Source organism: Serratia sp. Je.1.23.a (assembly GCF_051129805.1).
GTDB classification, from domain to species: Bacteria; Pseudomonadota; Gammaproteobacteria; order Enterobacterales; family Enterobacteriaceae; genus Serratia; species Serratia liquefaciens.
In genome coordinates this window covers 1-13,418 of record NZ_JBCPSR010000010.1, presented here as the reverse complement: position 1 = coordinate 13,418, position 13,418 = coordinate 1, and the positions used below count along the sequence as shown (strand labels likewise).

Annotated in this window: 12 protein-coding genes and 1 rRNA gene; 6 read left to right on the top strand and 7 right to left on the bottom strand. The window is 52.6% G+C overall.

What is annotated here, in order from left to right; all coding sequences use genetic code 11:
- Window positions 1–5 precede the first annotated feature (5 nt).
- Both glnG and AAZT04_RS24170 read left to right on the top strand, forming a co-directional pair.
- Complete coding sequence (gene glnG, locus AAZT04_RS24175) at window positions 6–1,418, top strand: nitrogen regulation protein NR(I) (protein WP_041415118.1); 1,413 nt, start codon at window positions 6–8, stop codon at window positions 1,416–1,418.
- 112 nt (window positions 1,419–1,530) lie between these two features.
- On the top strand, window positions 1,531–1,653 hold the full coding sequence (locus AAZT04_RS24170) for a YshB family small membrane protein (RefSeq protein ID WP_139285489.1): 123 nt from the start codon (window positions 1,531–1,533) through the stop codon (window positions 1,651–1,653).
- Between the two features lie 35 nt (window positions 1,654–1,688).
- On the opposite strand, the gene hemN is transcribed toward AAZT04_RS24170, so the two are convergent.
- Entirely contained in the window at window positions 1,689–3,062 is a 1,374-nt protein-coding gene (hemN, locus tag AAZT04_RS24165) for an oxygen-independent coproporphyrinogen III oxidase (RefSeq protein WP_434682093.1), read from the bottom strand.
- Window positions 3,063–3,244: 182 nt separating this feature from the next.
- Complete coding sequence (gene yihI / locus AAZT04_RS24160) at window positions 3,245–3,793, bottom strand: Der GTPase-activating protein YihI (RefSeq protein WP_020837675.1); 549 nt, start codon at window positions 3,791–3,793, stop codon at window positions 3,245–3,247.
- A 752-nt stretch (window positions 3,794–4,545) separates the two neighbouring features.
- On the opposite strand from yihI, the gene yihA reads away from it, so the two are divergent.
- Window positions 4,546–5,196: a ribosome biogenesis GTP-binding protein YihA/YsxC gene (yihA, locus tag AAZT04_RS24155; RefSeq protein WP_046374857.1), complete on the top strand. Its 651-nt coding sequence runs from the start codon at window positions 4,546–4,548 to the stop codon at window positions 5,194–5,196.
- A 530-nt stretch (window positions 5,197–5,726) separates the two neighbouring features.
- On the opposite strand, the gene polA is transcribed toward yihA, so the two are convergent.
- A complete protein-coding gene (gene polA / locus AAZT04_RS24150) occupies window positions 5,727–8,519 on the bottom strand; it encodes a DNA polymerase I (RefSeq protein ID WP_434682090.1) in 2,793 nt (930 codons plus the stop codon).
- 496 nt (window positions 8,520–9,015) lie between these two features.
- On the opposite strand from polA, the gene AAZT04_RS24145 reads away from it, so the two are divergent.
- Window positions 9,016–9,906 (top strand): acyltransferase, encoded by an 891-nt coding sequence (locus tag AAZT04_RS24145; protein ID WP_048762436.1) that lies wholly within the window; start codon window positions 9,016–9,018, stop codon window positions 9,904–9,906.
- Between the two features lie 49 nt (window positions 9,907–9,955).
- On the opposite strand, the gene dsbA is transcribed toward AAZT04_RS24145, so the two are convergent.
- The 3 genes from dsbA to AAZT04_RS24130 all read right to left on the bottom strand — a co-directional run bounded on the left by dsbA (window position 9,956) and on the right by AAZT04_RS24130 (window position 11,970).
- On the bottom strand, window positions 9,956–10,579 hold the full coding sequence (gene dsbA, locus AAZT04_RS24140; protein ID WP_020837681.1) for a thiol:disulfide interchange protein DsbA: 624 nt from the start codon (window positions 10,577–10,579) through the stop codon (window positions 9,956–9,958).
- Window positions 10,580–10,608: 29 nt separating this feature from the next.
- A complete protein-coding gene (locus tag AAZT04_RS24135) occupies window positions 10,609–11,595 on the bottom strand; it encodes a serine/threonine protein kinase (protein ID WP_020837682.1) in 987 nt (328 codons plus the stop codon).
- Window positions 11,596–11,700: 105 nt separating this feature from the next.
- On the bottom strand, window positions 11,701–11,970 hold the full coding sequence (locus tag AAZT04_RS24130) for a YihD family protein (RefSeq protein WP_046375106.1): 270 nt from the start codon (window positions 11,968–11,970) through the stop codon (window positions 11,701–11,703).
- 151 nt (window positions 11,971–12,121) lie between these two features.
- Between AAZT04_RS24130 and mobA the strand changes: the two genes are divergently transcribed.
- Window positions 12,122–12,715, top strand: coding sequence for a molybdenum cofactor guanylyltransferase MobA (gene mobA, locus AAZT04_RS24125; protein ID WP_048762437.1), 594 nt, complete (start codon window positions 12,122–12,124; stop codon window positions 12,713–12,715).
- Window positions 12,708–13,229: a molybdopterin-guanine dinucleotide biosynthesis protein MobB gene (gene mobB / locus AAZT04_RS24120; protein ID WP_020837686.1), complete on the top strand. Its 522-nt coding sequence runs from the start codon at window positions 12,708–12,710 to the stop codon at window positions 13,227–13,229. The genes mobA and mobB overlap by 8 nt, the downstream gene beginning before the upstream one ends.
- Window positions 13,230–13,298: 69 nt before the next feature.
- Here the strand turns inward: mobB and rrf are convergent.
- Window positions 13,299–13,414 (bottom strand): 5S ribosomal RNA (gene rrf, locus AAZT04_RS24115).
- Between the last annotated feature and the right edge of the window lie 4 nt (window positions 13,415–13,418).

Genomic DNA, 13,418 nt, shown 5'->3' with positions numbered 1-13,418 from the left:
TTTCTATGCAACGAGGGATAGTCTGGATCGTCGATGACGATAGCTCCATCCGCTGGGTGCTTGAACGTGCGCTCACTGGAGCCGGTGTGAGCTGCGTGACCTTCGACAGTGGCAATGCGGTGCTCGAAGCCCTGGCCACGCAAACTCCTGACGTGTTGCTGTCTGACATCCGCATGCCGGGTATGGATGGCCTTGCGTTGCTCAAGCAGATCAAACAGCGTCATCCGATGCTTCCGGTCATCATAATGACCGCACATTCGGATCTCGACGCCGCAGTCAGCGCCTACCAGCAAGGGGCGTTCGATTACCTGCCGAAACCCTTTGATATCGATGAAGCCGTAGCGCTGGTAGAACGCGCCATCAGCCATTATCAGGAGCAGCAGCAGCCTGCACGCAGCCAACCGGCCAACGATCCGGTGGCAGACATCATCGGTGAAGCCCCGGCGATGCAGGACGTGTTCCGCATCATCGGACGCCTGTCGCGTTCGTCGATCAGCGTACTGATCAACGGCGAATCAGGTACCGGTAAAGAGCTGGTTGCCCATGCCCTGCACCGTCACAGTCCGCGCGCCAAATCGCCTTTTATCGCGCTGAATATGGCGGCGATCCCCAAAGACCTGATCGAGTCCGAACTTTTCGGGCATGAAAAAGGGGCCTTTACCGGCGCCAACCAAATCCGTCAGGGTCGCTTTGAGCAGGCCGACGGCGGGACCTTGTTCCTGGATGAAATCGGCGATATGCCGCTGGATGTGCAAACCCGCTTGCTGCGGGTGCTGGCAGATGGCCAATTCTATCGGGTCGGTGGTTATGCCCCGGTGAAGGTTGACGTACGCATCATCGCCGCCACCCACCAGAACCTGGAAATGCGGGTACAGGAAGGTAAATTCCGTGAGGATTTGTTCCACCGCCTGAATGTGATCCGCGTGCACCTTCCGCCGTTGCGTGAACGCCGTGAGGATATTCCGCGTCTGGCGCGTTACTTCCTGCAGGTGGCGGCAAAGGAGCTGGGTGTGGAAGCGAAAAACCTGCACCCGGAGACTGAAACTGCACTGACGCGCCTGCCATGGCCAGGTAACGTTCGCCAGTTGGAGAACACCTGCCGTTGGTTAACCGTGATGGCCGCTGGTCAGGAGGTGCTGATTCAGGATCTGCCGAGCGAGCTGTTTGAAACCTCTGCGCCGGAAACGACCGGGCATAGCCTGCCCGACAGTTGGGCCACGCTGCTGGCACAGTGGGCAGACCGCGCGCTGCGTTCCGGTCATCAAAACCTGCTGTCGGAAGCGCAACCGGAGATGGAGCGCACCTTGCTCACCACTGCACTGCGTCATACCCAGGGGCATAAGCAGGAAGCCGCCCGTTTGCTGGGGTGGGGGCGCAATACGTTAACGCGTAAGTTGAAAGAATTGGGAATGGAATAGTTTGCGGCATTGATTATAGAAAATACAATCAAGCGCACAAAAAAACGGCTATTTCAGGCTTTACAGCCGAAGAGGCCGCAGTATGATCGGGGCGCACACCCTGGAGGCTTCCATGCTGGATTCGTTAATCGCATTCATTTCTCAAGGCGCAGAACTTGGTTCTGCCGCCAGTCACACGCCGCAGGCAGCCGTTGCTGCGGTATTGTGCGCTGCACTGATTAATTTCTTCAGTTAAAACAACGGCCGCGAAAGCGGCCGATGTTTTACTCATTAAATAACCCGAGAGAATTGCTGAGTGCGGGCCTGTTGACGCAGGTAGATATCAAAGCACATGCAAATATTGCGGATCAGTAACCGGCCACGCGGCGTAACCTGAATGCCCTGCTCGTCACGCTCCACCAGCCCATCGCGTTCAAACGGCGCCAACAATTGCAAATCCTCGGCAAAATAATCGGCAAAGTTGATGCCGAACTGACGTTCTATGGCCAGGTAGTCCAGTTTGAAATTGCAGATCAGCGTTTTGATCACCTCACGCCGCAAGCAGTCGTCTTCGGTCATCGCCAGGCCGCGCCACAGTGCATGACCTTGCGCTTCGACGCTGCTGTAATAAACCTTCAGCTCTTTCTGGTTCTGCGCATAGCTGTCCCCCAGCATGCTGATGGCGGAGACACCCAGCCCCAGCAAATCACTGTCGCCCTGGGTGGTGTACCCCTGGAAGTTACGATGAAGTTTTCCTTCGCGCTGTGCCACCGCCAACTCATCGTCCGGTCGTGCGAAATGATCCATGCCGATAAACTGATAACCCGATTCGGTCAGGGAGGCTATGGTGTGCTGCAAGATATCCAGTTTCTGCTGCGCGCTCGGCAGATCTGCGTCTTTGATTTTGCGCTGGGCAGCAAACAGGTTCGGCATATGGGCATAGTTAAATACGCTCAGGCGATCGGGGCTTAGCTCTGCCACCCGCTGCAGAGTGTAGGCAAAGCTCTCCGGCGTTTGCTTTGGCAAGCCGTAGATTAGATCGATATTGGTGGAATTAAAGCCAAGCGCTTTAGCGCGAGCAATCAGGGCAAAGATGAAGGCTTCATCCTGCTCGCGGTTCACTAGCCGCTGCACCTCTTTATTGAAGTCCTGCACCCCCATGCTCAGGCGATTAAAACCTTCGCTGCGTAAATGATCGAGCACATCCAGCTCAATCTCACGCGGATCGACTTCGATCGACATTTCGGCATCGGGAAGGAAATCAAAGTGTTGGCGCAGCATCGTTACCAGCTGGCTGATTTGTGCCTTGCTCAGATAGGTTGGCGTACCGCCACCCCAGTGCATCTGGCCGACCTTACGCCCGGCAAACAACGGTGCACGTTGAGCAATCTCTTGCGCCAGCACCGCCAGATATTCATCGGCCTTGTGCGTTTGACGCGTCACCAGCTTGTTGCAACCACAGAAATAGCAGAGCTTGTGGCAGAAAGGGATATGCACGTACAGCGATAAAGGGCGCCCAGGATAACGCACCGCGGCGCGTTGAAACGCCGCTTCGTCGTAGCTCTGGTTGAATTCCAGCGCTGTGGGGTATGAGGTGTAACGCGGCCCTGAATAGTTATATTTCTGGATCAGGGCCAGATCCCAGACAATTGCCTGCTCTGACATGCTCACTCCTTCCGATATTTTTTCCTACCGGGCCGGGAGATGGGCAGTTGTCTACGCTGTCTGGCCGCGGAAGCGCTGCGAAAACGCTTTTTGCGTTTAGACAGCCGCCATAGTTTACCGAATAACCACAGCAGATAACACATCAAGAGTAGGGCTATTGACGGGATCAGCCACATGACGCGTTAAATTACGTCTTTCGGGTTACCGCCTTTCAGCAGTTTCAGGATATCTTCCTTTTTCTCTTCTTCTTCGTCGTCTTCATCGTCGCCCAGCTCAATGCCCAGTTGCTCCATCAGGGCATCAATGCGATCCAGAGTCTGGTCAACATAACTCTGATCTTCTGCGCTCAGCGTCTCGCCGTCGTCAATACGATCCAGCAGTGCGTCCAGACGCTCATCATTTTCCAGCTTCGCCAGCTCTTCTTCCGGGGACAGACGTGGTTTGGCTTCGGCCTTAGGTTTTGGCTGCGGCTTGGCTTTTGGCTTGGCTTCAACCACCAGAGCTACCGGCACTTTGCTGCCAATGCGCGGATCTTTGGTCTGCGCGTCGGCCTTGTTCTTTTGATTGGCAGACTCAACCTGGGTGCGAGAACCGGAAGCAAGACCACGGCGCTTTTTCAGACGCTTGCGCTCACGGGCTTCCTGATCGAGCTCCACACGGCTTTTCTTTTTGGTTTTCGACGTCGCCGCGCTGCTGCGTGGGGCGCGAGGTGCTTTTGATGGCTGGTTCATAGCGTATGCTCTTAGGTATGTAGATTCAGTATAGAGATAGATGCTATACGATTGCGGCGGAATCTAGCAGAAAGCGAACAAAGAAAAAAGGCGGCAGGTTAAACCCGCCGCCTTTTTGCACCCTCTTTCGAAGGATATTCCTGCTACGCATTCCGTGCGCACACTCAACATCCAGGTTTTTCCTTTTGCTGTAAGCGCATTCCCTGCCGCACTACTTCCTTCATCCTGAAGGGAAAATCATCCATGGCGAAATCCGTTCGTGTCCACTCTTCCTGAGTTTGCTTCCTGCCGGCATCCCAATTGCGGTAACTTCACCATCCCTGTGCTATTTGCAAATTCCGATGCAAATAGACCCATTCCTTCGGTTATTCGTCCTGGCACTCATTAGCACGTCCCGTGCTCTCCCTGAGATTTATCACCCTTCCCGGATGTTCCTTAATCCTGCACAGTCCTGTGCTGCAACTTACTTTACGCTATCAGGGGTCAGGCTCAAGGCACCCGCTGCGTAATAGGCTGATAAAAATACGCATCGGAGAATTAACATCATGTTTTATAATAAAAAGAATAAAAACAACTTTCGAATAAAAGCGACATTACCCCCTATTCGAATGGCAAATGTCTCACAAGACTGCCCCACATAAATTGCCACACCCAACTGGCCCGGCGCTTAAAAACAGAGAAACACACCATTTTTAGCGCTGATGCAGTTATAATCGCCAACCAGTTAGCCATCCTCACGGAGACGAAAAATTTTGACCAGCAAGAATTACAATTATCATGTGACCCATTTCGTCACCAGTGCGCCCGATATTCGCCATCTGCCGGGGGATGAAGGTATTGAAGTTGCGTTCGCCGGCCGTTCTAACGCCGGTAAGTCCAGCGCGTTAAATACCCTGACCAACCAGAAAAGCCTGGCGCGTACCAGTAAAACGCCGGGGCGTACCCAGCTTATCAACCTGTTTGAAGTGGAAGAAGGCATTCGCCTGGTCGACCTGCCGGGTTATGGCTACGCCGAAGTGCCTGAAGAGATGAAACGCAAATGGCAGCGGGCGCTGGGTGAATACCTGCAAATGCGCAACTGCCTGAAAGGCTTGGTGGTGCTGATGGACATCCGCCATCCGTTGAAAGATCTCGACCAGCAGATGATCCAATGGGCTGTCGATGTCGGCACGCCGGTTCTGGTTCTGCTGACCAAAGCGGACAAACTGGCATCCGGCGCACGTAAGGCGCAACTGAATATGGTGCGTGAAGCGGTAGTGCCGTTTATGGGTGATATCCAGGTTGAGGCCTTCTCCTCACCGAAAAAAATGGGCGTCGACAAACTGAGCCAGAAACTGAACACCTGGTTTAACGAGATCCCGCCGGAAGTGCTACCGGAAGATGATGAAGCCGCCGGCGAATAAAAAGCCGCTGCGCTGCAACAGCCGATGTGGAAACGCATCGGCTTTTTTATGCGCGTTATTCGGGCGCAGGCTATTTTCGTTATCTAATTACAGTTCTGACTGAAATCCATCACAAATACTTATGATGACTTGGTATTGAGAATCCGATGAGCAGGCCATTTCGGGGGAAAATCTGAAGGAAAGAGGTCGCGGGACGAATAAGAAGAACCTATGGTTTGGCTTTGTTTTTACAATAAAAAACGCCCCAGTCAATACTGACTGGGGCGGCTAAATATTCAGCCAAATCCGATTACGTGAAGTAAAAGGTCTGAAAGATAGAACATCTTACCTCTGTACCCTACGCCAGTAACTCTACATGATTTTTTCGCAGTGCAAAAGAATTTTTTGTAGTTTACTTACACAGTTTGGCGCGTAATAACGGCGAGGTTGAGGAAACAATCGCCGTATCCTGTAGCTTAATTACAAAAACTGCTTAGGTTATCGCCAGTTAGCCCATCCTTTAAGAACGAGGCCAGCGAACGGCCGCGCAATCAGTGGGCTTCGTCCCAGTTGGCCCCCACGCCAACATCCACTTTCAGTGGGACAGCCAGCGTCATGCTGTTTTCCATCAGCTCGCGAATGCGTTGGTTAGAGGCTTCCAGCACCGATTCATGCACCTCGAACACCAATTCATCGTGTACCTGCATGATCATACGCACCAGCGGCTCTTCCTGAGCTTGCAACCAGGCGTCCACCTCGATCATCGCACGTTTGATGATATCGGCGGCAGTCCCTTGCATAGGGGCGTTAATCGCCGCGCGCTCGGCCGCCTTGCGACGCATGCCATTACTGGAGCTGACATCCGGCAGATAGAGACGGCGGCCGTCCAGCGTGCTTACATAGCCCTGACTGGCAGCCTGCTGGCGGGTACGCTCCATATATTCCAATACGCCCGGGTAGCGCTCGAAGTAGAGATCCATGTAGCGCTGCGCTTCACCACGCGGAATGCCCAATTGGCGTGCCAGACCAAACGCGCTCATGCCATAAATCAGGCCAAAGTTAATTGCCTTGGCGCTGCGACGCTGTTCGTGGGTCACTTTATCAAGCGGCAGGCCAAATACCTCGGCTGCGGTGGCACGGTGGATATCCTCACCGGCCGCAAAGGCCTTCAGTAACCCTTCATCTTGTGACAGATGGGCCATAATGCGCAGTTCGATTTGCGAATAGTCGGCCGCAACGATGCGGTAACCCTCAGGAGCAATAAAGGCCTGGCGGATCCGGCGCCCTTCGTCGTTACGCACCGGGATATTCTGCAGGTTAGGATCGCTCGAGGAGAGACGTCCAGTAGCCGTCACCGCCTGATGATAAGAGGTATGCACCCGGCCACTGACCGGATTGATCATCAGCGGCAGCTTGTCGGTGTAGGTCGTCTTCAGCTTCGCCAAGCCACGGTATTCCAGGATCACCTTAGGCAACGGGTAATCCAACGCCAGTTCGGCCAACACTTCTTCGTTAGTAGAAGGGGCACCACCCGGCGTTTTCTTCAGTACTGGCAGCTTCTGCTTTTCGTACAGGATCGCCTGCAGCTGTTTGGTTGACGCCAGATTGAAAGGCTCTTCCGCCAGTTCATGAGCCTGAATTTCCAGCTCGGCCAGGCGTTTGGTCAATTCGATGGAATGCGTGGCCAGAATGCTTTGATCAATCAGCACCCCGGTGCGTTCGATGTGCGACAACACCGGCAACAGCGGCATTTCAATCTCATTGAATACTTTCAGCAGCTCGGCGCTTTCCTTCAATTGCGGCCACATCGCCAAATGCAATTGCAAGGTAACGTCGGCATCTTCGGCAGCGTAAGGAGCCGCCTGCTCCAGTGCAATCTGGTTGAAGGTGAGCTGCTTTTTCCCCTTGCCGGCTATCTCTTCGAAGGTCACGGTTTTATGGCCGAGGTAACGATCGGACAAGCTGTCCATATCGTGACGACCGCCCACGCTGTCCAGCACATAAGATTCCAGCATGGTGTCGAAGGCAATGCCGCGCAGGGTAATGTCGTAACGCGCCAGCAGGCCCATATCGAACTTCAGATTTTGCCCGACCTTGAGCGCTTTCTCGTCTTCCAGCAGCGGCTTCAAGGTGGCCAGCACATAATCGCGATCCAGCTGTGCCGGGGCATCGAGATAGTCATGCGCTACCGGCAAATAGGCGGCTTCGCCCGGTGCAATGGCAAACGACAGGCCGATCAGATTGGCGGTCAGGGTGTCCAAACCGTCGGTTTCGGTATCAAACGCAAATACCTCGGCTTTTTTCAGCTTTTCCAGCCACTGCACGAAAGTATCTTCATCCAGGATGGTGACATAACCTTCTTGCGATAACGTCGCTTCGGCAGGTGCTTTGTCTGCTACCGCCGTGGCCTTTGGCGCACTGGCAGCTTTCACGCCGGCACCCTTTTTACCTTCCAGCCAAATACCGGCTTCAACATCCGCCAGCCAGCGTTTAAATTCGTATTGTTTAAACAACTGCTGCAGCACATCGACATCCAGCGCTGATACTTCGAGATCGGCGCAGGTAAGATCCAGTTCGACGTCGGTTTTGATGGTCGCCAGCTTGTAGGAGAGGTAAGCCACCTCTTTGTTCTGTTCCAACTTGGCCGCCATGGTCTTGGCGCCGCGGAAGCTGAGCGTGGCGATGCTATCGAGGTTGGCATAGAGCGCATCCAGCCCCCCAAGCCCCTGTAACAGCGCCTGCGCGGTTTTCTCGCCAACACCAGGTACGCCAGGGATGTTATCCGACGAATCACCCATCAGCGCCAGGAAGTCGATAATCAGCTCCGGCGGAATGCCGTACTTATCGCACACTTCCTGTGGACCAAGGATGGTGTTGTTCATGGTGTTGATCAGGGTGACGTTCGGTGTGACCAACTGCGCCATGTCTTTATCGCCGGTGCTGATCAGCACCGCATGGCCGGCTTTTTCTGCCTCCAGTGCCAAAGTGCCAATCACATCGTCGGCTTCTACGCCGGGCGTGACCAGCAGCGGCAACCCCATCGCCTTGACCATTTTGTGCAACGGTTCGATTTGCGCGCGCAGGTCGTCCGGCATCGGCGGCCGGTGCGATTTGTATTCTGCGAACAGCTCATCGCGGAAGGTTTTTCCTTTGGCATCAAACACCACCGCAACATGGCTTGGCTGGTACTGCAGCAATAGACTGCGCAGCATGTTCAGCACGCCATACATTGCCCCGGTAGGTTCACCCGCAGAGTTGGTCAGCGGAGGGAAGGCGTGGTAAGCGCGGTAGAGGTACGAGGAACCGTCAACCAGGATTAATGGGTTTTCTGCAATCTGGGCCATAGCGTTTCTTTATCGTGATCGGACATGACGGTAAGCATGCCATAGCTGGCCGCCTGAGACGAACCTTAGCGTGCATTAAGGGCGAAAATCATGTGATTCTGCAAAGCGATCCGCAAGATCCTGCCTGTGGATAACTTTGTGCATAGAAAAGACAACAAATTATAACGATGAGTTTATCGTTATAATGGGAAATAAAAATCCTATTAAAATCACTGCGTTAAACAGTGCTATTTTAACTGAAGGTTATTATCGACTTTTACACAATTTGTGGATATAACTTGCGCCCGATTTTAATCGCACTATTAATCAAATTTGGCGCCTCAATTACCATAGCACAAGGTGAGCAAGTTGCACGAAAACGCAGCAAATGCCTATTTCTTCCCCTCTAAAACAGCTACTGCTGGCAGGAGTTTTCCCCCTATAATGTCGTTAAAATATTTTTTGTTCATGCATACTGGCATGTAACGCTGTTCTCACCAACCGTCAGCCTATAACCATGCCAAGATTGCTATCCCCTGTTATTTTTATCGTTTCCAGCCTGCTCGCCATTTTGGTCACCGTACTGTGTTCGATCCCCATTACGATCGCCGGCGTCATTAAGTTACTGGTGCCCTTTCCTGCCGTATGGCGACGTATCTCCGCCTTCGCCGACTTTATGATGTGGTGCTGGTGCCTGGGGTTATCGCTGCTATTACGTATTAACGGCCAACTGCGCTGGGATATAGAAGGGTTGGAAGGCCTGGATCGAAAAAACTGGTATCTGCTGATCAGTAATCACGAAAGCTGGTCGGATATTGTGGTGCTGTGCGTATTGTTCCGTAACCATATTCCAATGAATAAGTACTTTCTTAAACAGCAATTGGCCTGGGTCCCTTTTGTCGGTCTGGCCTGCTGGGCGCTGGATATGCCCTTCATGAAACGCTATTCGCGCGCCTATTTGCTCAAACACCCGGAAAAGCGCGGTAATGATATCGAGACCACACGCCGTTCCTGCGAGAAGTTTCGTAAACGCCCGACCACCATCGTTAATTTTGTAGAGGGCTCGCGTTTTACCGAAGCCAAGAAAATTAAAACTCGTTCGCCCTACCGTAATTTATTAGCCCCTAAAGCTGCCGGTATTGCTTTTACACTCAGTGCATTAGGTAAGCAGTTCGATAAGGTGTTAAACGTCACCCTGCTTTATCCAGATAATACTGAGCGGCCTTTTATGGATATGCTGTGCGGCCGGTTAAAACGCATTGTGGTAAGGGTTGAATTGCTGCCAATCGAGGAAAGCATGCATGGCGATTACTTTAACGATAAGCAGTTCAAGCGACGTTTCCAGCTTTGGCTGAACACGCTGTGGCAGGATAAAGACAGATTGCTGGATAGATTGAAACGGCAATAGAAGTTAAAAAAAAAGCCGGCTAAGCCGGCTTTTTTACTTTAAATTTCGGTTACTTCTGCTCGCTGAGGAATTTAACCACGTCGGCGAATTGCTTCACGTAAGCATCCATCGAACTGGTGTCCAGGCCGTCATTTTTGACCATGTATTTGCCGTTAACAAATACCGCCGGTACGCCACGCAGTTGCAGATCTTCTGCAGCTTTCTCCTGTTGAACCACCAGGGATTTAACTACGAAGCTGTTCAGAGCCCCGTCATAATCAGCCGCGCTCACGCCTGCTTTCACAAACACGTTGCGGATATCATCAGGCGTTTGTACGGTCTGGGTTTTCTGCACCGCTTCGAACATCAGCGGGCTGACTTTATCTTCCACACCCAGCGCCATTGCAACAGCCCATGCCTGAGTCAGTTGCTTACCCAACGGCCCCAAGAACTCAACGTGGTACTTGGTCATTTTAGTGCCCGCAGGCAGCGCTTTTTTCACATTTTCGGAAACGTGATAAACCTGCTCGAACTGATAGCAGTGTGGGCAATAGAAGGAGAAGAACTCCAGTACCTGAGGTTCACCCGTCACTGGCTTGTCCAGGGTGACATACTGGGTACCATCGCTAAACTGCGCAGCCGAGGCACTGAATGCCATTACCATGCCAACGAGCGCCAACCAAATTTTCTTCATAAGACTAAACTCTCCATTGTGTTAAAGCTTCAATACATTGGCATCAGCTGCAGAGGGGGCTCCTGCAACAGCTTAACCTGTTCGGTGAATGCCGCCGTCTGAGATAACCAAAAATCAGACTCCGCCATCCACGGAAAACTTTTAGGGAACGCAGGATCTTGCCAGCGGCGAGCAACCCATGCCAGGTAGTAAACCATACGCATAGCACGCAGCGGCTCGATCAACGCCAACTCACTTTGATCAAACTCAGCAAACTCTGAGTACGCTTCCAACAAAATATCTAACTGCATCAAACGATCGCGACGCTCACCGTGCAACAACATCCACAGATCCTGTATCGCTGGCCCGTTACGCGCGTCATCAAGATCAACAAACAGTGGGCCATCACGCCACAGAATATTGCCCGGATGGCAGTCACCGTGCAAACGCCGCGGCTGCCAATCCTGATGCCAATGCTGTTTGATCGCCTCAATCAGCTTGTCAGTCGCTGCAAGAAAGCTGTCACGCTGCGCTTTGGGCAACAGCGCGCAGCCCGCCAAGACCTGACGCGGTAAAGTGAGGTACTCCTCGATGCCCATCGTCGGACGTTCAACAAACAGGCTTTCGCTGCCCACCTGATGAATGCGCCCCAGGAAACGGCCAACCCACTCCAGTTGATCGAGATTGTCGATCTCATACTGCCGTCCGCCAACGCTGGGAAAAACCGTAAAAAAGAAACCGTTGTGCGTATGCAGCGTATTGCCCTGCAGAACTAATGGGGCAACTGCAGGGATCTCCGCCAGAGCAAGATCATGGGAGAACTGGTGTTCTTCACCAATTTGTTTCGCGCTCCAACGTTCTGGCCGATAAAACTTCACCACATAACGCTTACGATCCTCGTCCATAAACTGATAGACGCGGTTTTCATAACTGTTAAGCGCCGTTAGCCCGGAGTCTACACGCAGGCCAACCCCTTCCAGCGCGTCCATAATCAGGTCGGGCGACAGGGTCTGAAAATTAAAAGCTGAGTTGTTCATAACAACATTCGGTTTCGGTTGGGCGACATCACAATGCCGGGATTGAGAAATAGTAGCATTAATGACGGGTTGCACGAGCAACGGCTTACCCCTAACGCACGAATGCTAATCCTTGATCACGCCACGGGCGCGTAGCAGTGCCGTTTTGAAATCTTCCTCATAATCCTTTTTCAGACCAGGGATCTGTTCGTTGCCGGCGCTGCCGCGCATTTTCAAATGGTAGATCAGAATATCATCGCTCAGTTCAGTCAGATTGCCCTGAAAGCCAGCTTCTTGCGCCAACTTCTGTAAAAACTGGATCAGATTAAGATCCGGATCTTCCTGCCAGGCCGGGTGCAGAAGCTCAATCAGCTCGTTTACGCGGTGCGTTTTCATCGCAATATTGTCCAATAGAATCAATAAACACACAAAGTAACAGGCTTGCCAACGCAGTGAAAGAAGCAGCTTGTCAATAAAGGTAAATCCTGATGCCATACCTGCTTTAGCGCTACAATCATGGCGTTAGTCACAATGCGGAATTTGAAATATGCATGAAGAGATTACCGGCATTATTCTGGCCGGAGGGCGTGCCACTCGCATGGGTGGGGAAGATAAAGGTCTGGTTCCCATTGCCGACATCCCCCTGTATCAGTATGTGCTTGCCCGGCTACGGCCGCAGGTCGGGCCGATAGCCATCAACGCCAATCGCAATCAAGCACGGTATAGGGAAAGTGGCCTGCCGATAATTGGCGATCTGATCCCTGACTTTTCAGGCCCGCTCGCCGGTATGCTGGCCGGCCTGAAATACGCAACGACCGAGTGGGTGGCCTTTGTCCCCTGTGATGTTCCTGACTTTCCTGCAACGCTTATCGAGAAACTCTGGCAACAAAAAGGAAGTGCGATAGCCGCCTATGCCAGTGATGGGGAACGGGCTCACCCAACGCTAGCGCTATTGCACACCAGTCTGGCGACTCCGTTGGAAGATTATCTGGCCCGCGGGGAACGCAAACTGATGCTGTTCCTGGACGCTGCGCGTGCACAGCAAGTGGAGTTCAAAGGGCAACAATCGGCCTTCCACAATCTTAATACCCTTGAGGACTGCCAACGTTGGGTAAAAGAAAAAGGAATTATCCATGAATAGCCCTTCCCAACCCCCTCTACTGGCCATTGCTGCCTATAGCGGCACGGGCAAAACCACTCTGCTTAAACAATTGATTCCTTTATTAAAGCAGCGGCAAATCCGCGTAGGGCTGATCAAACATACTCACCATGATATGGATGTCGATACCCCCGGCAAAGACAGTTATGAACTGCGCAAAGCCGGTGCCGACCAAACGTTGGTCGCCAGCAATAACCGCTGGGCATTAATGACAGAAACGCCGGAACAACCCCCACTGGATCTGCAATATTTGGCGAGTCGTTTTGATACTGGCAAGGTGGATATCATTTTAGTCGAAGGGTTCAAGCATGAGCCCATCAGTAAAATCATTCTCTATCGTGAAGAGGTGGGTAAACCACTGGAGGATATGCTGGACGAGTTTGTGATCGCCATTGCCAGCGATCGGCCAATCACTGGAAATGCCCCACTGTTGGATCTTAATGACCCAGAGTGCATCGCTGACTTTATCGGGGACTGGTTAAAAAGCGCAGCCTAGCTGCGCCATTTTTTCTTTTGCACATAGCAAAAAGGCCATCCTTGCGGATGGCCTCTTGGCTTATTTGATGCCTGGCAGTGTCCTACTCTCGCATGGGGAGACCCCACACTACCATCGGCGCTACGGCGTTTCACTTCTGAGTTCGGCATGGGGTCAGGTGGGACCACCGCGCTATTGCCGCCAGGCAAA